Source organism: uncultured Dokdonia sp. (genome assembly GCF_937910895.1).
In the GTDB taxonomy this organism is placed as follows: Bacteria; Bacteroidota; Bacteroidia; order Flavobacteriales; family Flavobacteriaceae; genus Dokdonia.
In genome coordinates, this window is record NZ_CALEMI010000150.1 from 1 (window position 1) to 24,523 (window position 24,523).

Annotated in this window: 21 protein-coding genes; 15 read left to right on the forward strand and 6 right to left on the reverse strand. The window is 36.3% G+C overall.

Annotated features, from left to right (window positions below):
* Positions 1-60: 60 nt before the first annotated feature.
* The 5 genes from Q0505_RS17675 to Q0505_RS17695 all read left to right on the forward strand — a co-directional run bounded on the left by Q0505_RS17675 (position 61) and on the right by Q0505_RS17695 (position 3,370).
* Positions 61-213: a hypothetical protein gene (locus Q0505_RS17675; RefSeq protein ID WP_299215723.1), complete on the forward strand. Its 153-nt coding sequence runs from the start codon at positions 61-63 to the stop codon at positions 211-213.
* Positions 214-444: 231 nt separating this feature from the next.
* A complete protein-coding gene (locus tag Q0505_RS17680; RefSeq protein ID WP_299215725.1) occupies positions 445-981 on the forward strand; it encodes a hypothetical protein in 537 nt (178 codons plus the stop codon).
* A 141-nt stretch (positions 982-1,122) separates the two neighbouring features.
* On the forward strand, positions 1,123-1,584 hold the full coding sequence (locus tag Q0505_RS17685) for a RidA family protein (protein ID WP_299215727.1): 462 nt from the start codon (positions 1,123-1,125) through the stop codon (positions 1,582-1,584).
* A 36-nt stretch (positions 1,585-1,620) separates the two neighbouring features.
* Positions 1,621-2,187, forward strand: coding sequence for a hypothetical protein (locus Q0505_RS17690; protein ID WP_299215729.1), 567 nt, complete (start codon positions 1,621-1,623; stop codon positions 2,185-2,187).
* A 490-nt stretch (positions 2,188-2,677) separates the two neighbouring features.
* Positions 2,678-3,370 carry a CPBP family intramembrane glutamic endopeptidase gene (locus Q0505_RS17695; protein WP_299215731.1) on the forward strand — a complete coding sequence of 231 codons (693 nt, stop codon included), beginning with the start codon at positions 2,678-2,680 and terminating at the stop codon, positions 3,368-3,370.
* A gap of 269 nt (positions 3,371-3,639) precedes the next feature.
* Here the strand turns inward: Q0505_RS17695 and katG are convergent, their stop codons facing one another.
* The 5 genes from katG to Q0505_RS17720 form a co-directional block, all read right to left on the reverse strand.
* Positions 3,640-5,856: a catalase/peroxidase HPI gene (gene katG / locus Q0505_RS17700; RefSeq protein ID WP_299215733.1), complete on the reverse strand. Its 2,217-nt coding sequence runs from the start codon at positions 5,854-5,856 to the stop codon at positions 3,640-3,642.
* Between the two features lie 288 nt (positions 5,857-6,144).
* On the reverse strand, positions 6,145-6,861 hold the full coding sequence (bshB1, locus tag Q0505_RS17705; protein WP_299215735.1) for a bacillithiol biosynthesis deacetylase BshB1: 717 nt from the start codon (positions 6,859-6,861) through the stop codon (positions 6,145-6,147).
* A 169-nt stretch (positions 6,862-7,030) separates the two neighbouring features.
* Positions 7,031-8,677, reverse strand: coding sequence for a serine hydrolase (locus Q0505_RS17710; protein ID WP_299215737.1), 1,647 nt, complete (start codon positions 8,675-8,677; stop codon positions 7,031-7,033).
* Positions 8,678-8,739: 62 nt separating this feature from the next.
* Positions 8,740-9,540 carry a helix-turn-helix transcriptional regulator gene (locus Q0505_RS17715; protein WP_299215739.1) on the reverse strand — a complete coding sequence of 267 codons (801 nt, stop codon included), beginning with the start codon at positions 9,538-9,540 and terminating at the stop codon, positions 8,740-8,742.
* A 27-nt stretch (positions 9,541-9,567) separates the two neighbouring features.
* Positions 9,568-10,749 (reverse strand): aminotransferase class I/II-fold pyridoxal phosphate-dependent enzyme, encoded by a 1,182-nt coding sequence (locus Q0505_RS17720; protein WP_299215741.1) that lies wholly within the window; start codon positions 10,747-10,749, stop codon positions 9,568-9,570.
* 86 nt (positions 10,750-10,835) lie between these two features.
* Between Q0505_RS17720 and hutI the strand changes: the two genes are divergently transcribed.
* Genes hutI through Q0505_RS17755 form a run of 7 tightly spaced genes read left to right on the forward strand, consistent with a single transcriptional unit; the run spans position 10,836 to position 16,233 of the window.
* Entirely contained in the window at positions 10,836-12,065 is a 1,230-nt protein-coding gene (hutI, locus tag Q0505_RS17725) for an imidazolonepropionase (protein WP_299215743.1), read from the forward strand.
* Complete coding sequence (locus Q0505_RS17730; protein WP_299215744.1) at positions 12,062-12,628, forward strand: hypothetical protein; 567 nt, start codon at positions 12,062-12,064, stop codon at positions 12,626-12,628. Before hutI ends, Q0505_RS17730 begins: the two co-directional genes overlap by 4 nt.
* Positions 12,629-12,634: 6 nt before the next feature.
* Positions 12,635-13,639: a formimidoylglutamase gene (locus Q0505_RS17735; RefSeq protein ID WP_299215745.1), complete on the forward strand. Its 1,005-nt coding sequence runs from the start codon at positions 12,635-12,637 to the stop codon at positions 13,637-13,639.
* Entirely contained in the window at positions 13,629-14,090 is a 462-nt protein-coding gene (locus tag Q0505_RS17740; protein ID WP_299215747.1) for a GNAT family N-acetyltransferase, read from the forward strand. The genes Q0505_RS17735 and Q0505_RS17740 overlap by 11 nt, the downstream gene beginning before the upstream one ends.
* A gap of 5 nt (positions 14,091-14,095) precedes the next feature.
* A complete protein-coding gene (locus tag Q0505_RS17745) occupies positions 14,096-14,884 on the forward strand; it encodes an MBL fold metallo-hydrolase (protein ID WP_299215749.1) in 789 nt (262 codons plus the stop codon).
* Between the two features lie 47 nt (positions 14,885-14,931).
* Positions 14,932-15,657: an acetolactate decarboxylase gene (locus Q0505_RS17750; RefSeq protein WP_299215751.1), complete on the forward strand. Its 726-nt coding sequence runs from the start codon at positions 14,932-14,934 to the stop codon at positions 15,655-15,657.
* Between the two features lie 42 nt (positions 15,658-15,699).
* A complete protein-coding gene (locus tag Q0505_RS17755; RefSeq protein ID WP_299215753.1) occupies positions 15,700-16,233 on the forward strand; it encodes a dihydrofolate reductase family protein in 534 nt (177 codons plus the stop codon).
* A 140-nt stretch (positions 16,234-16,373) separates the two neighbouring features.
* Here Q0505_RS17755 and Q0505_RS17760 read toward each other — a convergent pair whose 3' ends face one another.
* The gene (locus Q0505_RS17760) at positions 16,374-18,254 is read right to left on the reverse strand and encodes a T9SS type B sorting domain-containing protein (protein ID WP_299215755.1); all 1,881 of its coding nucleotides are present in this window, start codon (positions 18,252-18,254) and stop codon (positions 16,374-16,376) included.
* Positions 18,255-18,517: 263 nt separating this feature from the next.
* On the opposite strand from Q0505_RS17760, the gene Q0505_RS17765 reads away from it, so the two are divergent.
* The 3 genes from Q0505_RS17765 (at position 18,518) to Q0505_RS17775 (ending at position 24,266) form a co-directional block, all read left to right on the forward strand.
* A complete protein-coding gene (locus Q0505_RS17765) occupies positions 18,518-19,984 on the forward strand; it encodes a vanadium-dependent haloperoxidase (RefSeq protein ID WP_299215757.1) in 1,467 nt (488 codons plus the stop codon).
* Between the two features lie 146 nt (positions 19,985-20,130).
* Positions 20,131-20,787, forward strand: coding sequence for a M23 family metallopeptidase (locus Q0505_RS17770; RefSeq protein WP_299215759.1), 657 nt, complete (start codon positions 20,131-20,133; stop codon positions 20,785-20,787).
* A 35-nt stretch (positions 20,788-20,822) separates the two neighbouring features.
* Positions 20,823-24,266 carry a hypothetical protein gene (locus tag Q0505_RS17775; RefSeq protein WP_299215761.1) on the forward strand — a complete coding sequence of 1,148 codons (3,444 nt, stop codon included), beginning with the start codon at positions 20,823-20,825 and terminating at the stop codon, positions 24,264-24,266.
* Positions 24,267-24,523: the final 257 nt, after the last annotated feature.

A 24,523-nucleotide genomic window follows, 5' to 3' on the forward strand; every position in this document is an offset into this window, starting at 1 on the left:
TTATTGCTCCCGAATCGCCTACTTTTCATATATTAAACGTTCAACATAATTTTAAAAAAAATGAAAGACAACGAAAAAAAATCAAAAAAAGACAACTCTAAAGTAGTAGATATGGACGGAATACCTGTCGCTACATCACCTATGTATATCAACCAAAAAGTAGTAAATAAAGATTCTAAAAGTAACAAAATCGATTTATCAAAAGATCTTTAGTTAGCTATTATCAAACACAAGGTAAAACTTTTACTCTTTTGTCTTTTTGCTATACAATTAGGTTTTGATCAAGTAGAAATAGATTCTGTTGTACTAGGTGAACTAGTAGTTCATAAAAAATATTGTTTATTACACTATTAAACAATAATTTGTATGTGCATCATATATCCATAGAATATTGTAGAAATTGTTATTATAGTAAGTGTGTGCAAATAAAAAATAGACTTAGAAATGAAATTTGAGCTACTATTTATAGAACAAATCTATATTGAGCAAATGACTCTGAATTTTGATACTGCTTGGAATGAAAGTCTAAAAAAAAACAAAAAGAGGCTGATTTGGGGAATTCCAATGATCGTATTAGGTGGATTAATTATTTACGGAAAAAATAATCTTGGGTTTTTATTCATCGTAATTGGAATTCATTACTTGATTAACTTCTATGATTATTACTCGTTTTACAAGAAAAATAAGAATACGTTTTTTGGATTAGTAGAAGCGGAAAAAAACGAACAAATAGAGGCTAACGAAAATTATTTTTGGGAATTTAATGATGACTATTTAAAATATAAAGATTATAAATATGAGGTAAAAATAAAATGGAAAGCTTTCAAAAGCGCTAGAGTAATTGACAAAAACTTATTTATTGATCTCAATAATGGAAATAACTCATCTTATATAATAGGTGAAACTGAGATAGGAACCGAAAATTTTCATAAACTAATAGTATTTGTAACAAATAAAATCGGACAGGAAACTAGTGCATAAAACCATGTATAATTTATTACTTGTTATAGCTTGATTAGGAAAATCTCCACGAATTTTCTATTTAGTTTCTATTCACTAAATTAGGTACTTAAAGAAAATAATTAATCTTATACTATATATACGCTATAAGAAATTTAAAATATGAGCCCTAAAGAAAATCTTGCCAAATTAAAACTAGAACTTCCACAAATCTCAACACCAGGCGGAAACTATGTCTCAGTCAACATTCGAGAAAATATTGCATATATAGCCATTCAATTTCCTATAATAAACGAAACGTATCTTTATCAAGGAAGATTAGGAAACCAGATTACGACCGAGCAAGGCTACAAGGCGATGGAATTATGTGCCTTACACGTTCTAGCTCAAATAGAAAATAAAATTGGATTTGATAACATTGTTGGGTTGAATCATATTGATGCATATTTTCAATCAGGAGAGAATTGGGACGACTCCCCGATTATAGTTAACGGAGCATCCGATTTGTTTGTCAAAATATTGGAGGAAAAAGGCAAGCATTCAAGAGCAATTTTTGGAGTTGATAAATTGCCAAGAAATTTTAGTGTTGGATTGACAGCCACTTTTACACTAGTTACGAAATAAAAACTTCTGTTTCAACTATAAACAACAAAACCACCATTGAAAAACACTTTGCTCTTCCTATTCTTTTTATGGTTTTTCACAGGATGTAACCATCAGAAAGTAACGCATCAAGAAACCGTTACTTCTTATTATCAAGCTAGAGACACAGGTGATTTTGAGCAATTAAAGACACTGGTACACGATAGCATTACCATTATTTCTGGAGATTATGTGATGCCCTATAATCCTACTAGTTTTTATGAAGTATTCAAATGGGATTCTATATTCAAACCGTCATATACACTTGTAGACGTAGAAGAGCAAAATGATCAGGTGATTGCTTCTGTGGCTATGAGTTCTCTCCGTAATGAGTTTTTAAAAAATGAGCTGATGACGTGTCAGTATGAAATCTCTTTTACTGCTGGAAACATCTCAAGAATCAAAGAATTAGACTGCAAAGATGTTGATTGGGGTGTCTGGGCAAAAGAAAGGGATTCTTTAGTGAATTGGACGAAAGTACACCATCCTGAACTCGATGGTTTTATCAATGATATGACTATGAATGGCGCACTACAATATTTGAAAGCTATAGCATTCTATAAAAATAGAAAAGATACGCTGTAATATTGGGTCGAAACAGCTTATGAGTTATTACAAACCTTCTAAGCATCCTGCTCTTCTTTACGACTTCTTGTAAACAAAAAAAAAGTATTATTTCACGAGATGCTATCAAAGCCTATAAAAGCTGCTGTATGCAAAAACTCTCCTAGCTTAAATCTTAAAATTTAAAATGCTATATAAGGCATGCTAAATAAGAATGTACTCATTTAATGCTTGCTTCAGAAACTAGTGAGATATACCATCGCTACCTTGAGAATTAAGTATTATCCAAGAAAAACGATGAAATATTTAGTAACTTAGGTAGGGATATGCAACGTTACTGAATTACATATCTCTGATAATTTGCACTTTTTTTACAATGAATAGAAATAAACTATATGTGTTTTTAACACTGACTTTTTTATGGTCTTAGACAAATTGGTTTATTGGATTGAACTATTTGTCAGATGGAATTGATCAAGAGTCCATTAGGAATTTTCTAATCCTCTTTTTTGTGGGGGTATATGGACCAACCATTTCTGCAATGATAACCACCCTCTTTTTTGATGGGCTTAAAGGCTTTTTAGAATTGCTCAAAAAGCTCATTATTTGGAACGTTCCTTTAAAAAGCTATGTATACGTTATCCTTTTACCATTGCTTTTTGTTATGATTGGTATTGGACTTTACAGTCAGTTTATAGGACATATTGGAGCGTTTGATAAAATGGCATTTCTATCAATACCCACGATATTATTGGCTGGATTGTATGCGGGTCCTTTGGGGGAAGAACTTGGATGGAGAGGCTTTTTATTACCTGAATTACAAAAAAAATATACCCACTTAAAAAGCGCTCTCATCATTGGATGTATCTGGTTTATCTGGCATATTCCGTTATGGTGGGCACCTTTCGGCACTTTGGTTAGTGGAGAATCTATATCGTTAATTCCTGTACTTACCTATTTTATCATGCTCATCTGCTTGTCCATTATTATCACTTGGCTGGTCATTCATTCTAAAGGAAGTGTCCTTATTGCTATTTTATTTCATTTGTCCATCAATGCAGGGATTGCTTTATTATTTTTTCCTGACTTAACAATGGATTTCAAAAAAGTACATCTATTATCGAGTATTGGAATGTTAGTATTTACTGGGTTTTTGATTATAAAAAATAAATTAAAAATACCTAGTAAAGATGATTATATGTAGTTATTAACTTCTTGTTACGCTAAGTAAACGTTCGGCAGAATGAGTATGCTGAGTAGGGTATTCATTATACATACGCTTTCGCGAAAGCAAAAAAAACCTAACCAAAACATTGAATGTCAATGTATAGATCGCTAATAAATGATCTAAGCGCATTCTTGTATTCTAGCTAACGCTTTCGCTAACCTTGCCTACCAGCAGGCAGGAGCGCACAAAAAAACACCCTAACCAAAAAAGTTAGGATGTCTATTATAGATATGCTGACACAAAATTTACGCTACATCAAAACGATCTGCGTTCATCACTTTTACAAAAGCTCTTACAAAATCACGAATAAACAATGGCTCGCCATCATTGGCACCGTAAACTTCTGCGATTGCTCTCAGTTCTGTGTTAGAACCAAAGATCAAATCTACGCGAGAACCTGTAAATTTCATTTCACCTGTACGACGATCGGTTCCTGAGAACAACGTATCGTCAGATGATAATGCTTTCCACGTGTAGGTGAAGTCTAATAAATTCTCAAAGAAATCATTAGTCAGTGCGCCTACCTTGTCAGTAAACACCCCTACTTTCGATCCGTTGTAGTTGGCACCTAACACACGAAGACCTCCTACAAGTGCGGTCATTTCTGGAATAGAAAGCCCTAATAATTGTGCACGATCAATCAGCAATGATTCTGGAGCGGTTTTCATACCATTTTTAATATAGTTTCTGAAACCATCGGCTCTAGGCTCTAAATATCCAAAAGAATCTATATCTGTTTGCTCTTGTGTAGCATCGGTACGTCCTGGCGTAAATGGTACCGTAATATCATGCCCTGCATTTTTTGCAGCACGCTCTACCCCTACAGAACCTGCAAGAACAATTAAGTCTGCCATAGATACATCAAAACTTGCGTTGTCTTGAACGTCTTTTAGCGCATTTAGTACTTTTCTAAGCTGTGTTGGATTATTTACTTCCCAATTATTTTGTGGTGCTAAACGAATACGTCCGCCATTAGCTCCACCACGCTTATCAGAATTTCTAAATGTAGAAGCAGATGCCCAAGCGACAGAGACCATTTCTGTTGCAGAAAGGTCTGTAGCGTCTATAGCTCCTTTAAGTGTATTTATTTGACTATCAGATAATGTATATCCGTTTGCTGCTGGAATCGGATCTTGCCATAGTAACTCTTCGCTAGGTACTTCTGGTCCTAAATAACGAGAAACAGGTCCCATATCACGGTGTGTTAACTTATACCAAGCTCTGGCAAAAGCATCTTCAAACGCTTTTTGATCTTTATGGAATTTTTCAGAAATCTTACGGTATTCTGGATCCATTTTAAGAGCGATATCTGCTGTAGACATCATTAAGGCTTGTGTTCCTTTTCCTCCTGCGGCTGGTGCTTGTGGTGCATCTGGATTAGAGGGCGTCCACTGGTGTGCGCCTGCTGGGCTTTTTGTAAGTTCCCAATCAAGGTTTAATAATACATCAAAATACTCACTATCCCAACGGGTTGGATGTGGTGTCCATGCGCCTTCAAGACCGGAAGTAATAGCATCGTCTAGTACACCTGTACCAAAGCTATTTTTCCACCCTGTACTCATCTCTTCTATCGTTGCACCATGAGGTTCTGAACCTACATATTTATCAGGATTTGCAGCTCCATGTGCTTTCCCAAAGGTATGCCCTCCAGCTACGAGTGCTACCGTTTCTTCATCATTCATTGCCATACGACCAAAAGTTTCTCTGATGTCATACGCACTTCCGAGCGGATCTGGTTTTCCGCTAGGTCCTTCTGGATTTACATAGATCAATCCCATGTGTGTCGCTCCTAAAAAGCCTTTCAGCTCTCTTTCTCCTTCATGACGATCTTCTTCGCCTAACCATTCGGTTTCATATCCCCAGTTAATATCTTGCTCTGGCTCCCATACATCTTCACGTCCTCCTGCAAATCCAAAGGTTTTGAATCCCATAGATTCTAAGGCTGCATTTCCTGCAAGAATAAATAAATCTGCCCAAGATAATTTCTTACCGTATTTCTTTTTGATAGGCCATAATAATAAACGGGCTTTGTCTAAGTTTCCGTTGTCTGGCCAACTATTTAAAGGCGCAAAACGTTGTGAGCCTGAACTTGAGCCTCCGCGTCCATCTCCTATTCTGTAGGTACCTGCACTGTGCCAAGCCATACGAATCATAAAGGGACCGTAGTGCCCGTAATCTGCTGGCCACCAGTCTTGAGAATCGGTCATTAAATCAATGACTTCTTGCTTTAAGGTTGGGTAATCAATACTATTAAAAGCTTCGGCGTAGTTAAAATCTTTCCCCATTGGGTCATTATCTACCCCATTTTGGCGCATGATGTTTAATTTTAACTCGTTAGGCCACCAATCTCTGTTTGTGGTTCCTAAACCAGCCACTATCTGATCTGGATTTCCTAGAAAAGGACATTTGGCAACTGCGTCTGGGTCATTAATATCCCAGACATTGGTATGTTTATTATCCATAATATATATGTTTCGATTTATTTACTGAATTGACTCTTTCAAAATTACAGCTATTCTATGCCAATTACTTATAAAATTTATCTATAAGATTTATCAACGCATCAACAAACTCTATAGCTTTGTACAACATCTTGTTTTGGTAGGGATATATACGCTTTCGCGAAAGCGTGTAAAGCATCAGACAGATGTCCTATGAAAAAGTTAACATCTTAAGTGGTATAGCTTTATGAATGATCTGTGAATAGTTGCCAAATCCAATAAACGATATAAACTACTTTTAAGTAATTTTTAGATCAAATCAAAAAGACTATCCACCGCCGGATATCGTTCCACGGTAAAACCTTCTGCATGATCTGTTCCTATGAGTCTTCCTAAGTCTCTTGCTCTATAGTTGATACTTTCTTTAAAAGTTAAACTCGAAATAGGCGTGTTTCCCTCTGGAGAATTGGGATCAAAAAATTGTGTTTTGTACGCGAACACCGCTTCGCATTTTTTGTCTATAAAACCACTCACATCTACAACAATATCTGGTGTACTATTTTGCCACTGTATGTAATGATAGACCGTTTTAGGACGCCATTTTTCCTGAACAACCCCATCTCTTTTGGTCTCAATTTTGACAAGACCACTTAAAAAACAAGCGTCACTAGCGAGTTTGCTTCCTTTACCGTGATCAATGTGACGGTCTTGGATGGCATTACATAAAACCATTTCAGGTTGATACGCGCGTATGACTTCTATAATCTTCAACTGACTTTCTTTATCGTTTTGAAAAAAGCCATCAGCGAGTCCGATATTTTCGCGAACGCTTACCCCTAAAATTGCTGCGGCATTGGCAGCTTCTTCTTTTCGAGTCTGCGCGGTGCCTCTGGTGCCTAGTTCGCCTCTGGTCAAATCAAGGATACCTACTTTCTTTCCTCTGGCAATTTCTTTGGCAATGGTCCCACCACAGCCTAATTCTACGTCGTCAGGATGTGCGCCTATGGCAAGTATGTCTAATTTCATGAAAGATTTTTTGATCGTTGTATGATAGGTATCCACATATTAATATATGATCTACTAAGTGGTTTAGGCGACTAATTTAGTAAATACAAACCGAATAAAGAATCCTTGTAGATTTTTAAACGCGAACTTGCGTTAGTGATTCATTTTGTAGACTATTTTAACATCCTTATTATTTTTCAATGATCGCTGGTATTATATGCTCCGTCATCATTTTATCAGCATTAAGATGCGCGGCTGGATTGTTATATGCAGATGAGGTAATTACCACAACAAAAGGGATGTCTTTAAAAATGAATATTTTATTTCCTCCATTACCACTACAAAAAGATACTTCATATTCTTTATCATGATGCGTAAAGGTTTTGTTCCAAAATAGATACCCATAATATCCATCTTCTATTCCAGCATAAGCTTGCGATACTTGCTTACTTAAACTTTTTTCTACCCACGCTTCGGTAAGGATTTGTGTATCATTCCATACGCCCTTGTTTTTATAGAGTTGTCCGTATTTAGCAAAATCTAAAGCGCTTAATTGTAAACCTCCTGCCGTATTGCCTACTTTTTGAGGTGTAAACTCCCATTGATACTTTGTAATCCCAAGCGGCTTAAATAATTTTTTATCAGCATAAGAAAAGAGTCCTTCAGGAACAGAGCTATGAATAACATCTCCCAAAACAACTATCCCTGCTGTAAAATAGGTAAAGTCTTTACCAATAACTTTGTCTTTGTGCATAGGCAAATCAAGAGCAAATTTCACCCAGTTATTTGTTGGGTACATATTTTCTTCATTTCCTGGATTGCTGTAATCACTATCGTCACCAACAAATCCAGAACTCATTGTTAAAAGAGATTTCAGTGTTACGGAATCTTTTTTTGTACTGTAATTTTTATAGGATTGTAAATCGTAAAAATCTTTTACTAAAGCATTTTCATCTTTTATGAAGTTCTCTTCTATCGCGATTCCTAACATAGTAGAAGCGATTGTTTTTCCAACAGACCGTGGGTCGTGTAATGTATTTCTTGTCTCGCCGTTAAAATATTCCTCAATTAAAAGTTGGTTATTTTTTATGACGACAATTCCGTTGATATCTTCAAACCTACCTTCTGCAATTTTTCGATTGAGGGCTTCAATTTTATTGCGATCAAATGTATCTTGAGATACTTCCCAACCACTATTAGGTTGTATTTTTTGAACAGGGATTAAACGCTTATCTACAGGTATTTCTTCAACTTCTACAGTAATGGCTCCTTTTGCTAATATCTCGCCAACTTTTAACGTATCTAGTTGCACATACGGTCTTACTTCTATACGTAACGTATGACTACCCTGATCAAGTGCATCTCGTCCCCCACCTAATCTCATAAATTTTTGCCACATAAACCAACCCCAATAATCTAGTTGTTCTGGAGCAACTAAGCGAATTGTATGGTGGAGTTGTTCTGTTTTGGACTCTTTTAATCCCGCGCCTTTATGTACATTTTCTACATAAATAATTTCTCCATCTACTAGAAATGTACATTGAAAATTTCCTTTTTCTAATAATTCATCTTCAGATAAGGTTGGAGCTATTGATTGTAAACTCTCTATAAGTGGCTTGTCTAATGTAAAATGAATGTTTAAAAAATTATCTTTAGTTAGATGGAATTCATTTGAATATCTATCTGGCGTAACATTCGTTTTTGAAGGATCCTCTTTTGAAAAATACAAACTTCCATTTTCTTTTACATGCGTATTTATTAATCCCAGCGTATTCTCATTCTTGCACGATAGTAGTAAGCAAGCAATAATTACTAAAAAATAGTTTGATTTCATCATAGTACTTAATTTGAAGTAAAAATATTGCTTTCAAAAACGCTGTGATTGTACAGAATTAACATCTAAGAGATTTGTTTCAATACAGTAGAAGGTGTTGTTTTATAAACTGATTTGAAGTTTGAGATAAAATGACTTTGGTCGTAAAAGCCACATTTATAACAAATTTCTGTCATTGAAAACTGATTTGAAGTAAGCAGGTAGAATGCTTTATTAAGTTTTAAAAGTCTTATGTAGTTTCCGAGTGTTGTACCAAAATAGCGACTAAACTCTCTAGATAAGTGAATAGGATGTATTTCTAATAGTGAACTCAAATTTTTAAGAGAATAATCTATGTCTTCTTCAAATAGCAATTCTTGAAGATTGTTTACCCAAATAGGTTTTTTAGCACTTTTACCTTTTTTTTCTTTTACAGAATCAAAAATTTCAATCAAAGATGCCTCGATACTTATGTGAGAATAGGAATCGTTTATTTTAGATTCAATAAATACCTTATTCATCAGATTCTTGATCAATGGGTTTTTCAAATCTATACTTCCTTCAAAATCTATTTTTTCAATATCATAATTTGAAAACCAATTCTGATTAAGTTCTATATGAAACCCTCTGGTAAATTCGTCTGGCTTTATATTATAATGAGCATCTTGCCAATTATGAAACAGTAGGCTTCCCGGTTTTAAATAATACGATTCTTTTTTATTTGCTTCAAACAACTTTCCTTGAAGTAAATAAGTGAAATATGGGTTTTCGTGATAATGCCAATCAACTTTACTGTGCGTGTATTCAGTGTCTGTAATGATTACATTTTCAAAAGATGACTTTTGGTAATGCTTTCCATAAAATTCACCTGTTTTTAGTTTGTTCATTACATATTTTTAATTCTGCAAGCTCTCTTATAATACAGCTTCTGGCTCTTCCAATTGCGCCATCACGGTTAGTAACGCTTGCTGAATATCTTCGATGAGGTCTTCTTTATCTTCGATGCCTACAGAAAAACGAATCAATCCTTCTGCAATACCTTGATTGGCTCTTTCCTCTTCTCCTAATAAGAAATGAGAGGTTTGCGCTGGAGAGAGCATTGTACTCTCTACCCCTGCAAGACTCATGGATGGTTTGATGAGTTGTAATGATTTTTGAAACAGTTCTGGATCCAATCCTTCTGCGAGTTCAAAAGACAGCATCCCGCCGTAGCCACGCATCTGTGCTGTCGCCAATAAATAATCAGGATGTGATTTTAACCCTGGATAGTATACGCGATTAATCGCTTGATTTTTATCTAACCATTTGGCGAGTTTCTTTGCATTTTTATTTTGTGCTTTCACACGTATCGCCATGGTTTTCATACTTCGCTCTAGCAACCATACGGTCATATCACTTAAGCTTCCGCCTAAGTTTTTTCCTAAATTCCAGATTCTGTCAATATGTTCTGCACTCGCTGCAACGGCTCCTGCACAAATATCACTGTGCCCACCCATATATTTGGTCGCACTGTGAATGATGATATCAATGCCAAATTTCAACGGATTTTGATTAATCGGCGATGCAAAGGTGTTATCAATCATGGTGATAATTCCTTTTTCTTTCGCTAGATCTGAGACCATTTGCATATCTGTAATGGTCATCAACGGATTGGAAGGGGTCTCGATATATAACACTTTTGTTTGGGCTGTGATCGCTTTCGCGAAAGCGGACTTATCCAAACCATCGGTAAACGTATAGTCGATTCCGTATTTTGTAAACTCCTCTACGACTAAATTATACGTCCCTCCGTACAAGGTTTTTTGAAGGACAATATGATCTCCTTTTTGTAAAAAAGCAAGTAAGGTCGTACTCACGGCTGCCATCCCACTTCCAAAAATCATTGCTGCTTCCGTGCCTTCAAGTGCCGCAATTTTCTTGCACAATGCTTCTTGGTTAGGCGTATTAAAATATCTTGGATATCGTTTTACATCCACATCCATAAAGGCATACGAAGAGGACATATAGATAGGTGACACTGCTCCTTGAAACTGCTCATCTTTGACTTCTCCTACATGCGTACAAATCGTATTTACTCCTTTTTTATGATTATCCATGACCTTATTTTTTATCTTATAAAAATACAAAAAACAATTCCTTAATTTTATAATATAAGAGATAAAGTACCTACCTTTATTTTTCAATGAAACTCATTACCAACATACACCAATTACTCGTTACGGGGGAATTTACCGCGCCGGTATCTGGGAAAGCTATGTCTCAAATGCCATATATCAATAATGCCTATCTTGTTATTGAAGAAGATCGCATTTACGACTTTGGGCCTATGGAGGATCTTCCTCCTGTTGCTGCCGTAGAGATTATAGATGCTACCGGGAAAATCGTATTGCCTATGTGGTGTGATTCTCATACGCATCTTGTATATGCCACGGGGCGGGAAGATGAGTTTGTAGATCGTATCAATGGCTTGTCGTATGAAGCGATTGCCAATCGTGGTGGCGGGATATTGAACTCTGTGGCGCGCTTACGATCTATGAGCGAGGATACCTTGTTTGAAGATGCGCTAGAACGCTTACAACACCTCATCTCATTAGGAACAGGTGCCATCGAAATCAAAAGTGGTTATGGTCTTTCTGTAGAAGCAGAAAAGAAAATGCTTCGTGTCATCGCACGGCTTAAAGAACAGGTGGAGATCCCTATAAAAGCAACCTTACTAGCTGCTCACGCGATTCCTTCGGAATATAAAGAGGATCGGGCAGCTTATATCCAACTAATTATAGAAGAGATGATTCCCGCTTTCGCGAAAGCAAAATTATGCGATTTTATAGATGTATTTTGTGAATCTGGCTACTTTACGGTAGCAGAAATGGAAGCGATTCTGGAAGCTGGAAAACAGCACGGTTTGCGACCTAAAGTACACGTCAATCAATTTAATGCCATTGGCGGAATTGCCGCAGCTGTCAACTATAACGCCCTTTCTGTAGATCACCTTGAAGAACTGACGCAAGAAGATATAGAAGCGCTTAAAGGAAGTCATACGATTCCCGTGGCTTTACCAGGATGTTCCTTCTTTTTAAGCATTCCCTATACCCCCGCTCGACAATTAATAGACGCAGGGCTTGCGCTTGCCATCGCCACCGATTATAATCCAGGCTCGGCACCGAGTGGAAATATGAATTTTGTCGTAGCACAAGCTTGTATCCAATTGCGTATGACTCCCGAAGAGGCGATCATTGCCGCTACCATTAATGGTGCATTTGCTATGGATGTTGCTTCAGAAACAGGAAGTATCACCAAAGGAAAGAAAGCAAACCTTATCATTACGACACCACAAAAGTCCTATAATACCATTCCCTATAGATTTGGACACCATCAAATAGAACAATTAATTCTAAACGGGAAAGTACTATGAGTTTACCCAACTTTAATTTAACAGGAGGATTACCAGTTTCAGATGCTTTTTTGAAGAAAGGTATTAAGACGTTTCACGATGCTGTACGTTATATACATCACCTTCCGTATGGGCGTAATGAAAATCCTCAAGATATCGCAAGTATTATTGAAGATGGTGTAGGGACGTGTTCTACCAAACATGCCTGTTTAAAAACCCTTGCCGAAGAAAACGAAATTCATAGCATACAATTAAATCTTTGTATCTTTTCTATGAACAAGAAAAATACCCCTAGTGTAAGTGACGTACTAGATAAATATCGCCTATCCTATATTCTGGAAGCGCATATCTGCCTATGTTATGATCATGAGCGCTTTGATTTTACATTTCCAGAGACCACTAAAAAACCTTGGGAAGCTGATATTCTTATTGAGACCACCATTGATGCTGATCAAATATTTGACTATAAAGTTTCCTATCATAAATCTATTCTTGAAGATTGGATACAACGCGACAATTTCCCGTATACCTTAGATAAGGTATGGGAGATTCGAGAGGAATGCATTCAGGCTTTAGCTAAATAACAACTCATGATTCAGCTTCACATCCAATCGAAAGAAACCCTAGATGAGCTCATCTCAAAAAGAGAGGGAGAAACTAAAATGGGAGAAAAATTACAATGCTGTTACAGTCTTGAAGATATTGACGAAAGCGACGCCACCTATGTTATTTTTGGCATTGCCGAAGATCTTGGCGTACGCGCCAATTATGGAAAACGCGGTACTGCCAAAGCTTGGAATTCGTTCTTAAATACCTTTGTCAATATTCAAGAAAATGAACATAACAAAGGAGAAAATATCCTTCTATTAGGACATATCTCTGTGACACCAGATGATATAAAGTATAGTTCCCCCAAAGAGGTTTTGGGAGATATTGTAAAACGTATCGATAAGAAAGTTGCCTTTATTGTAAAGACCATTATCGCCGCTGGTAAAATTCCTATCATTATTGGAGGCGGGCATAATAATGCATACGGAAATATAAAAGGAGCTTCAGAAGCGATTAACAACACGGTTAATGTCGTCAATATAGATGCTCACACAGATTTGCGTCATACAGACTATAGACATAGCGGCAACGGATTTTCCTATGCGCTTTCTTTAGATCATCCCGAAGAGGCTTCATTAGATAAATACACCGTTTTTGGATTACATAAAAACTATACACCACAATACATCTTCGACTTATTTGAAAAATATCCAGACAGATTACAGTACCATCTCTTGGAAGATACGTGGCAACGTGAGATTCCATTGACACAACAGTTTACCAATTGTTTGGAATTTATCTCAGAAAAGCCCTTTGGAGTCGAATTAGATTGCGATGCAATCACCGATTTTCCAAGCAGTGCGCAGACACCTAGCGGTTTTGATATGAATAACGTACGACAGTTTGTAATGCTTGCTGCATCAAAAAAACAGTGTCTCTATTTTCATATTTGTGAAGCATCGCCTGGACGAAAGAAAGTGAGACTTATAGGAAAAGCGATTAGTTATTTTGTGACCGATTTTATACGAACACACCATGCACATTAGGAAGTACGCACCCAAATATGCTCCAGATTTCAAAGCGCTCAATATGGAGTGGTTAGAAACCTTTTTTTACGTAGAACCGTATGACAATGAAGTTTTAAGCAATCCTGAAACGTACATTATTTCTAAAGGCGGTCATATCTTTTTTGCGATCATAGATGAGAAGGTGGTGGGCACCGTTGCCTTAATGCCAATGCCTGAGCCACACGTGTACGAACTCACTAAAATGGCAGTAGATACATCGATTCGTGGACAAGGGATTGGTCAGCAATTGATGGCGCATTGTATCGCTTTCGCGAAAGCGGAAAAAGCCCCAAAACTCGTTTTATACTCAAACACCCTTCTTGAAAATGCGATCTATATCTACAGGAAATGTGGATTTGTCGAAGTCCCTTTAGAAAAAGAGGTGCAGTATGACAGAGCTAACATAAAAATGGAATTACTACTAAATTAAAAATTATGAAACAGATTTTGATCCCGATACTTGCAGGTATCACGCTACTAAGCTGTAAAGAGAAACAAGCCGAAACGGCAACAACAGCAACTCCTGAAGAAACGACCACTACCGAAACCAAGAAACAACTTCCTTTTGAAGTGAACCCAATCAGCCATGCCACCATGGTATTGCAATGGGATGACACCACGATTTACGTCGATCCTGTAGGTGGTGCCGAAGCATTTGCCAAATATCCCACACCTGATTTAATTTTGATTACAGATATCCACGGTGATCATTTGAATATTGAAACTTTGGAAGGATTAGATACCTCTAATGCAAAAATTATCGCCCCAAAAGCAGTTGCCGACAAAATGCCTGAAGCTTTTGTACCACAATTAGATGTTCTGAATAATGGGGATAGTAAAGAACGTTTTGGCTTTGTTGTAGAAGCGATTCCGATGTATAATTTACGTGAAGAGGCGCTAAAATTTCACACCAAAGGACGTGGAAATGGCTATGTGATTGAAAAAGACGACACCCGTGTATACATCTCTGGTGATACTGAAGATATTCCAGAAATGCGAAATCTTGCAGATATTGATGCTGCTTTTGTGTGTATGAATCTTCCCTACACGATGCCTGTAGTTAGTGCTGCAGATGCGGTGCTGGAATTCGCTCCCAAAATGATATATCCATATCATTACAGAGGTACTGAAGGATTGAGTGATGTGGCCAATTTTAAAACGATTGTCAATAAAGGAAATCCTGCGATTGAAGTGGTACAATTGGATTGGTATGGGAAGGAGTAGTTAGGCTTTTATAAAAAGATCGTATCATAAAAACACAAATATAATTTATGACTTATAAGAATATCCTATTAGGACTCCTCATGCTAGGTATGCTAAGTTGTGACTCAAAAACAAAACAAATAGCAACGCCTGAAACGTATCAAGATGTCACCATCGTTGGTGCTATGAAAAATGTCATGTGGAAAGGAGAATTAGAAGGTACGATTCGTTTTGATACCATTTCAAACAAACGCCGACTTTACGGTCTTGGTCCAGAAGGTTATCTTACAGGAGAACTGCTCATAAACGATGGAAAAAGTTATGTTTCTAGAGTGACTTCAGATTCGACCATGGTGGTGGAGAAAACCTTTGAGGTTTCTGCACCATTCTTTGTGTATGCGACGGTTCAGGAATGGGATACGATATCCTTACCCAAAACGATCAAATCAATCAAAGATGTAGAAACCTTTATAGACACGAAGACCGCTGAGTACAAACGTCCTTTTGCCTATAAATTAAGTGGTAAAGTTGTGTACGCGATGATTCATATTCAGAATCTTCCCGAAGGGACTAAGGTATCTTCTCCCGATGAAGCCCATCAAGGACAAGTCAATTATACCTTAGAAAATGAAACTGTAGATATTATTGGGTTTTTCTCTACGGCGCATAAAGGTGTTTTTACACATCATGACTCCTTTGTGCACATGCATTTAATCACAAAAGATGAACAGAAAATGGGGCATTTGGATGCATTAGAAATAGACGAGATGAAGCTATACTTACCTAAAAAGTAAACTACGTAATCTAAATCATAACGACACATCATTAGAAACAAAATGAAAAAAATTATCTATTACGTAGCTACTTCTTTAGACGGTTTTATATCAGGACCCAATAATGACGTAAGTAATTTTGTAGGCGAAGGGAATGGTGTAGAGAAATATCTAAGTGATTTAAAACAATTTAGCACCGTAATGATGGGTAGAAAGACATACGAGTTCGGTTATCTGTACGGACTTACACCTGGTCAACCTGCGTACCCACACATGGAGCATTATATCTTTTCAGATTCGCTACACTTAGAAAATGCACATGATCTACTACATATTGAGACACTGAACATAGAACGTATTCAAGAGATCAAAGAACAGTCTCCCACCGATGTGTATTTATGTGGCGGAGGTGAGTTTGCTGGCTGGCTTTTGGATCATGGGCAGATTGATATTCTAAAGCTAAAAATCAATCCTATTATTCTAGGTGGTGGAGTTAAACTCTTTGGAGATTCTAAAACAAACGTGAACATGAATTTACAGGAAAGTCAAGTATATGACAATGGTTTACAAATTGTTACGTATGAATTGATAAAATAAAATGCTGAAAAGGAATAGAAGGGTTGAGGAGTTGAGGAGTTGAGGAGTTTAAATGTAAAAAAATATTACCGATCCCTATAATATTCATTCATTTTACGCTTTAGCGAACTTACCTGCCGAGAGGTAGGAGCGTACTAATCCTACAACAACAAAGAAATATGCCCAATCACGACGCGGTCATCAACGGTAATCTCATACCAATAATCATCAGGAGGTAATTGAGTACCTCTGTAGGTCCCATCCCACGCAAAAGTGAGTCCGTTACCACTCGTTAATAACTTCCCAAACCGATCAAAAACCCGCACAAAACTAGAAGAAAAAAACGCAGCATCAGGTAATCTAAAAACGTCATTAATACCATCGTTATTGGGCGTAAAATAGGTCTGGATGTTAAAATGGTAAAAGGACGTAATCACGGGAAGGCATCCGTTAGTTGTTCTCACAAATACCGTTTGTAAGCCGCCAGGGATATTTCTTAAAACAGGAGAACTTGTATAGGTTATCCCATTTAAAGAATACTCAAAATCACCTTCTCCTGCCACTTCTATCACGATATTTTCTCCCTCTGAAAAAATGGATGTTATTTCTGGAATAGCAATCCCTGTTACTTGAAAGGTTTTAGTGGCGCTACATCCATTATTATTAGTCACTGTAACGCTATAAACCCCACCCGTGGTTATGGTTATAGAAGGTGTCGTTTCACCTGTAGACCATAGATATTGAACATTGGTCACTCCTGCTGAAAGCGTCTCAACTTCTTGATCATTACAAATGTCTAAGGTCTCTAAAGGATTATTAAACGATGGAGAAGCTACTTGGCTACTACTTACAGGGGTTCGTGAAGTACTTCCACAATCAGTTCCTATAGCAAAAGATTGGGCATAATACGTCCCTATTGTTTCTGGGGTAAACGTAGTTCCTATCGCGAGTACTTCTGTACTCGTCTCACTCGCAAACCAACGGACTTCAGACCCTTGGGAAGTAGTTACTGAAATGGCAGGAAGTTCAACATTATCACAAGCAACAACGTCTCCATTGCTCACAGGTGGGTCGGGTCCCTCAACAAAATCAATCAGAAATGGATCAGAAAAAAAGGAACAGAATACATTGCCTAGATTATCTACATCTGTTGCGGTGTTGACTCTATAAAAAGTAGATGTCGTAATACTATCTGTGATGTATGTATCTGAAGTAGCGCCAGAGATATTTACCCAGTTTTGATCGTCATCGCTTAGTTGCCATTGGATAAACACATCGGGCGTTGTTGTTACCGTAAGTGTTGTATTTAAAGACGATTGATTATTACATAAGATCAAATTATCTTCTCCAGAAATCTCAGAAGTGATGGTCGTAATATTTCCACAAGCTCTAAAAACAATATCGTCTATCGCAAGATCATTTCCGCAGCCTCCGTTTCCGTTATTAATCATTTTCAGAATCACTTCTGTCTGCCCTGCTCCTGTTTCAAAAACAAGCCCGTAAGGTGTCCAAATAGGTGTGGGTGTGCCGTTTATATTTCCTGTATCTCCAGAGGCAAGTAGTATGGTATCGGTACTATCCCAAATTTGAAAACGTACATTTACTGGTATTCCTGTATTGGCACATACATTAGAGGCACTATTATATAAATTGAGAAGGAAAGCAGAAAACTCATAAGACGTATTCTCACAAAGTCCTTGTATTGTCCGATTATAAAACTGATCGGCTGTAAAGCTAGCGTTGACAATAAAGGCTCTTCCATTAACATCTCCAGGCGTATTATCTAGCCCTGAGTGAAAAGATCCTAGTTGTTGTAAGTTTGAGGATATGGTATAAAACCCATCTTCTGGCGCATTATTAACATAGGTATAGGTAGTCACCGAAGGATCTAACGCAGGACCGTTGGTGGTTCCTGTTCCAAAATCTTCTGTAAAAATAGGATCCCCTAAATCGCCTTCACAAAACCCCAACTGACCATACACCGCACCAAACGAAAGGATACAGCACAAAAAAGCGAGTACTTTCTTTGTGATTTCAGGCATTTCTTTCAAAGATAGGGCAACATAAAGGTGTCTTCCAAAATAAATTTAAATTGCTCCTAAGTTTATGCTATTTGTATAGTTTTATGAGTGAAAAATTAAAATTCTTCATATCCGATCACAAAACGCTTTCTACTTCTATCCATACTCATTTTCTTTTCGCTTAAAGCGAAAAAACATAGATCTCAAATCATCGATTATGTCCAAATATCCACTTCAATCCAATTTATTATATTTGGCATTATTCTTTCAAAAATCAAATCGATATGAAAAGAGTCGTTTTAGTTTTCTTAACAACACTCCTCCTTTTTGGCTGTAAACAGTCTCAAAATAATCTTGAAGATTCAGTTAAAGAAGAAGAACCTACAGGCGTTGATAATACTGCTTATAAATGGGGGGAAATGGCACTAACTGCCACAGCCAATGATACAGAAAGTTTTAAACCAAGACCAACCATTACATCGCGATACCTTGGGTTGATCTCTATTGCCATTTTTGATGCGTGGTCGCGATATGACGAAAAATCAATACCTGTATATCTTGACAACGTAGAAAGAAGGCCTGTTACTGAGCATACGTTAAGGAATAAAGAAATTGCGATAAGCTTCGCTGCTTTTAGAGCCATGAGCGAATATTATTATGAGGATACAGCCCTATTTGTAGACTTTATGAAAGCGTTAGGCTTAGACCCGACCAACGAATCCTTAGATCCAAATACTCCAGAAGGTATCGGAAATTTAGCTGCAAAAGCAGTTATTGAAGCTCGAAGAGGTGATGGTTCAAATCAATACGGTGAAGAGGACGGTTCCAATGGAAAAGCGTACTTTAATTATGTAGGATATGAACCCTTAAATTCGGCAGATGCTAATGTTGATCCTAACCGTTGGCAACCTAAATATTTTTCAGATGGGAAAGGTGGGCAATTTGCGCCTGAATGCTTAACGCCTTTTTGGGATAAGGTAACACCCGTAGCTTTATCATCAGGAGATCAGTTTCGTCCAGGACCACCTCCTATGATTGGGTCTGAACAATTACAAAAAGAAGTACAAGAGGTTATTGAAATGCAAGCCAACTTAACCGATTATCAAAAAGCATTGGTTGAATTTATGAGAGACGGTCCGCAATCGGTTCAGCAAGCGGGGCATTGGTTAAAATTTGCACAGGATGTTTCTCGTCGAGATAACCATACGCTTGACCAAGATGTGAAAATGTATTTCTATAATCAGGTTGTTGCCATGGATGCTTTTATTGCTTCTTGGGACTCAAAAATGTTTTATGATTATGCGCGACCGTATGCGTTGGTGCATCAATACTATGAAGATCAAAAAATCAAAGCGTGGGGAGGAGAAGGAAAAGGTATGATAGAGATAGACGGGAAAAAATGGAGACCTTATTCTCCAGAAACTTTTCTATGTCCACCTTTTCCTAGTTATGTTTCTGGTCATAGTACCATAAGTGGTGGGTGTGCTGAAGCCTTAAAAATATGGACTGGTAGTGATACATTTGGCTCAGAAGCTCAACTCGTTGCTGGGGCTATGACTGAGCCTAATTATAAAGGCGATACAATTACATTAAAATTTCCAACATTTACAGAAACCGCAGAAATGGCTGGAATTTCAAGAGTTTTGGGTGGTTACCACATTCAAGCAGACAACGTCGCTGGACTAGAGTTAGGAAGAAATGTCGCTAGAGAAGCTTGGAAATTTTACAAAAAACATATTGGTGAAGAATAATATTAAAGAAGCTATTAACTTTTTAAAGTAATGAGACTTACACCTCATTACTTTTTTGTTTTCTGAGTTATCTCACTATATTTAGTTTTCTAAATTTTGGTTTCTCAAAAAAACCATCAGAAACAAGTCTATCGTCTTTTAAAATAATGAGTAAGTCTACCGTAATTCAACTTAAATTTCCTAAAAGAACTCCTGCAAAAGCAGCAATAAAGGCAGTTACTCAACCTAAAGGTACTACACCTAAAGTAGGTTTGGCAACCTTGAAAAGATTAATGACTAGGAATCCTATTGACAGCCCTTTAATCTTAAGAAAAAAAAAGGGTGGTACCGCAGATGGTAGATTTGATAATAGAGGATCTCATAAGTATCGCTTACGAGAAAATGGAAGCGGAAAACCGCATAAGGGTGTTGACCTTAAAGGTAAAATAGGAGATGATGTGTATGCTGTAGCTTCTGGAGTAGTAGAGTACATAAGAGATACAGACCCCTATGTAAAAGGTAAAAAGGGAGGGGAGTTTGGTAAGTATGTACAAATACACCATGGAGATAACTTATATTCACAATACAGTCATCTATCTAAAATTTCTGTAAAAAAAGGAGAGAAAATTACGTTTTCAGATGTTAATGATCAAAAAAAAATTGGGGAGGTAGGTAAAACAGGTAATGTGGGAGGTGAAGCTCACCTCCATCTTGAAATATTTACATTAGATTCTAAAAATGGAAAATGGAAGGATCGACATGTGTATGACCCTGCACTAATTTTTCAATTCGCACAAGAAGAAAAGCCTACAGAAACTAACTAGCTACACTAACAATAACTACCTATATACTAAACTATATGAAGTCTAATTTTTCTGATATTCTAAAAATCAAAGAACCAGGAGGTATCCATTTAAATAGTCAAAAAAACGGAAAGGATAGAGCACCTATTGATATCGCTATTACGCGATCAAATACTATCGAATTCCCTTGGGAGAGTTCTATTGGTTTACTGCCTGACGATATAGATATTTTCAGAGAAAAAATAAAAACGTCTTTAGATATTAAAGCGACAAATTGGGATTCTTTAGACCTTACGTCATTAATTTATAAAGTACAACAAAATGACACATTCTATTATACACTCGTGCAATGGCTCAACTATGATAACCACTTACAACCAACACTGAGTGAAAATTCCAAGGTGTTAATCTATAATAAGCTAAGTAACTTGTATTACGAACCTTATTATTATGATAAAGATGCTATAACTTCAAAATACAAAACCTTTAAAAAAGAAAAATTTTCGAGAGAAAATATTAATGAAACTTTTAAAGAAATCACACATTTAAGAGCTGTTTTTAGACCTAAAGCTCCAGATATTAATTTAGACATATTGGACAACCTTCCAACAGTAAATATACCGCCAAGGACTGTAAATCCAATCAATGGAGGGTTCTTAAATTTAAATACGGAAGTTTTATCCAACAGGCTATCGGACACTAGCAAAGGGTTTTCAGAGAGCTTAAATTTTGTGAATTTAAACAGTACGACTACTTCTAACTATAATTTTCCTTCCCTAAGAAGTGAACTTAACAAAAATATATCGATACATGGTACTGATTATATAAATGGCACTTATGTTACGGATATTCTAAATCAAGCCAAGTCTAGTCATTCAAAACCAGAAGCAGATCCGATAAAAACTATTATTAAAAAACCATCACAATGGAAAGCATTGGAAGAATTAGTTTTTTATACAACAAAAGAAGATGTCTCTGCGAATCTTGAAAGTTCGCAACTAGACTTGTTATTAGTAAACAGTGACTTATCTAATGAGCATGATGGTTTATTTTATGAACAGATACAAGAAGAAAATAATTGGATTCTTAAACTTGATGAGCGCTATTACGTGATTCAACTTGAAGAAGAAGATGCCAAATTCAATACATTAGAATCATTTTTTTCAAGATGGGATACAAACATCAAGGACGTAGAATTAGTTGCATATAAAAAAGGAACTGAGAATTTAAAAAATGTATTACCCTCTAGCAAATATTTTGATGTAACGTTAAGTGCAATAATGGATCAATATCAAGACATTAAATCACTTCAAAAACTATCTAAAGGACGTGCAACCTTGGCTGAATCATTAATTAAGAAAGTTAGTGATATCGGTGATTTTGAATTCGAAGAGTTTAAAGAAGCACTATCTAATATAGAGGATAAACACAATACGCTGGTAAAATCAAACAATGATCTTATTAGAGAAGAAAGAGTTCTAATAGAGCGAATAAAAAGGTTTGGATACGAAATAGAATTAGGAGCAGATGGAAATGCACAAATCTTTAAAACATATAGTTTATTACGATTAATAAAAAAGGCTTTTAGAATCCGTAAACGATATAAAGTGCGAATTGGTCTTTTTAGAGTAAAATATAAGACCAAGTGGTACACTAGATATACCCATAAATGGATCAGAGTAACAAATAAGAAAATCATACCTATCCCAGAAACACCTTGGTCTGATGAAGTAGAAGCATTAAAAGATTCGGGATATGACGTTCATTTCCTAGAACTTACAAATCAAGGATATATTTCTGATCAGGGAGAAACGCTTAATGAGATTATGAGAGCTTGTGAAATCTCAGAATCTATTAGAATGAGAACCGCAGTCATGATTCCTCAATATGAAGAGAGTATCACAAAAGGACTACGATTAGTGGGATATGATCTATTTACAAGACCGCTACCAGGAGATGTCCCTACCTCTATTCCTAATGTAAGTGTAGAAGAAAATCTTGCTTACAGAGCCTCGTGGAGAGGCGTTGAGCTAAGTGAACTTATAGAATCTATAAATCTTGCTCCAGGTGAAAGCAGAAATATAAGTATCAAACAAACTTTTGAATCACAAAAAACTCAAACACAATCGATCACTTCTATATTAGATGTCACAGAAAAAAAATCGACTACATTCTCTGACTTTTTTGAACAAACAAACCGTAAGTCAAAAGAAAAAACCAGTAATAAAAACTGGAGTGCTAAAGCTAGTGGAAGTTACGGAGGTTTTGGAGGAAGCGCTTCAGGAGGGGGTTCTACGACTAAAACGAGTAAGTCTTTTGCCCAAGAAATTAAAAGAGCTGCCAACGAATCTTCGAGAGAGATGAAAAAGCAGTCTAGGGTTGAAGTCAATTCCAAACTCTCTGAATCTTCCAAATTAATTGTAGATGAATCAATCACAAGTCAAATACAGAATATTAACGACGGTGTCTCACTAAATCTATTTTTCTACCGCTTAGATAATGTATATCAAGGAGGGCTACATTTAGAAAATCTAAAACTCACGTACACAAGACCTCAACCATTAATCAAGGGAACTAATCTCCAAGATATTAGAACATTTGAATTCTATGAATTTGAAGAGTTTTTGAATATGGTTACAAATGATACACTATTAGTGTTGGTTACCGAACTTACCGAAATGGAACTTGAACTAAAAGAAATTGAAATCAGGTTTAGTATTGTTTTCAAAGTATTCAAAAAAATATTCAAAGAATATTTTTATAACATTCCATCAGAAGCATTTTTAGAATATCCTGAACCATTACAATCTAAAGATATAATAGGCTCTGGTGAAAGTATAGATGCGCAACCAGTATCTTCTTCACTATTAAGCCTTGTAAATGCGATTAAAAAACAAAAACTAGATTATCAAAAAGTAAGAGCAAAATTAAAAACCTATGTTGTTGACAATAAAGAATGGTGGGATGAATACAGAGTGCTCTTTGAACCGCTTAAAGAAATACAAGAAACTATAGAGGCAGAAGCTTATCAATTACTAAATGGAGTAGAATATGGTTTGATTCCTATAAGTGGCGCACATCTTTTTAGTATCCCTAGCAACGGGGCTTACTTAGACTGTTTAGTAGGAAGTTCTTCAGGATTAGAAAAATATTCTGAAGATATGCGAAATGAAGAATTAAATAGACAAAAAGCTGAAATTGAATTAATACGTGCGCAATCTCAAAAAATATTTAATGAAAACAGTACAGAATCTTATCCTATCACTAGCATAAAAATCAATAAGGTACGTATAGAAGATGGAGATCTTCATATAGATTTAGACAAATCATTACCCGCAGATAGTTGGATTATTAAAGTAAATAACCTCCTATATGGCAGCAATATGCATCAGAACAGAAAATTAATTATCTTAAAAAATTGGAACACTTCACTTGAAGAAATAAGCTCAATCAGAGTAATCGCATCAAATGGAATTTATATAGAAAAGAAATTCGAATAGATATAATTGGCACAAAAGAATATTGCTTAAAGGTGAAGATATTTGTACGCTTTCGCGAAAGCAAAAAAAACTTTAAAACAATAAATAATCTAACGTTGAGATACCCCTAAGATCCCGCTGAAAAAACGAGATGAGTTCAACTAACTATTTTGTATGTGTCTTTTCAGACTTTACAAAACAGCGTTTCACTCATGAAAAAATTCCGCGAGGACTGTGACATCACATCGCGGAATCTTTCCTTCAAAAGTGTTTCTTTC

What these genes read in the sequence shown, in the direction of transcription:
- Q0505_RS17735 (WP_299215745.1), top strand. Translation starts at nt 12,635, where the DNA reads ATGATTCAGCTTCACATCCAATCGAAAGAAACCCTAGATGAGCTCATC.
- Q0505_RS17760 (WP_299215755.1), bottom strand. Translation starts at nt 18,254, where the DNA reads ATGCCTGAAATCACAAAGAAAGTACTCGCTTTTTTGTGCTGTATCCTT.
- Q0505_RS17745 (WP_299215749.1), top strand. Translation starts at nt 14,096, where the DNA reads ATGAAACAGATTTTGATCCCGATACTTGCAGGTATCACGCTACTAAGC.
- Q0505_RS17680 (WP_299215725.1), top strand. Translation starts at nt 445, where the DNA reads ATGAAATTTGAGCTACTATTTATAGAACAAATCTATATTGAGCAAATG.
- bshB1 (WP_299215735.1), bottom strand. Translation starts at nt 6,861, where the DNA reads ATGAAATTAGACATACTTGCCATAGGCGCACATCCTGACGACGTAGAA.
- Q0505_RS17775 (WP_299215761.1), top strand. Translation starts at nt 20,823, where the DNA reads ATGAAGTCTAATTTTTCTGATATTCTAAAAATCAAAGAACCAGGAGGT.
- Q0505_RS17740 (WP_299215747.1), top strand. Translation starts at nt 13,629, where the DNA reads ATGCACATTAGGAAGTACGCACCCAAATATGCTCCAGATTTCAAAGCG.
- hutI (WP_299215743.1), top strand. Translation starts at nt 10,836, where the DNA reads ATGAAACTCATTACCAACATACACCAATTACTCGTTACGGGGGAATTT.
- Q0505_RS17750 (WP_299215751.1), top strand. Translation starts at nt 14,932, where the DNA reads ATGACTTATAAGAATATCCTATTAGGACTCCTCATGCTAGGTATGCTA.
- Q0505_RS17715 (WP_299215739.1), bottom strand. Translation starts at nt 9,540, where the DNA reads ATGAACAAACTAAAAACAGGTGAATTTTATGGAAAGCATTACCAAAAG.
- Q0505_RS17730 (WP_299215744.1), top strand. Translation starts at nt 12,062, where the DNA reads ATGAGTTTACCCAACTTTAATTTAACAGGAGGATTACCAGTTTCAGAT.
- Q0505_RS17765 (WP_299215757.1), top strand. Translation starts at nt 18,518, where the DNA reads ATGAAAAGAGTCGTTTTAGTTTTCTTAACAACACTCCTCCTTTTTGGC.
- Q0505_RS17755 (WP_299215753.1), top strand. Translation starts at nt 15,700, where the DNA reads ATGAAAAAAATTATCTATTACGTAGCTACTTCTTTAGACGGTTTTATA.
- Q0505_RS17720 (WP_299215741.1), bottom strand. Translation starts at nt 10,749, where the DNA reads ATGGATAATCATAAAAAAGGAGTAAATACGATTTGTACGCATGTAGGA.
- Q0505_RS17770 (WP_299215759.1), top strand. Translation starts at nt 20,131, where the DNA reads ATGAGTAAGTCTACCGTAATTCAACTTAAATTTCCTAAAAGAACTCCT.
- Q0505_RS17685 (WP_299215727.1), top strand. Translation starts at nt 1,123, where the DNA reads ATGAGCCCTAAAGAAAATCTTGCCAAATTAAAACTAGAACTTCCACAA.
- katG (WP_299215733.1), bottom strand. Translation starts at nt 5,856, where the DNA reads ATGGATAATAAACATACCAATGTCTGGGATATTAATGACCCAGACGCA.
- Q0505_RS17675 (WP_299215723.1), top strand. Translation starts at nt 61, where the DNA reads ATGAAAGACAACGAAAAAAAATCAAAAAAAGACAACTCTAAAGTAGTA.
- Q0505_RS17710 (WP_299215737.1), bottom strand. Translation starts at nt 8,677, where the DNA reads ATGATGAAATCAAACTATTTTTTAGTAATTATTGCTTGCTTACTACTA.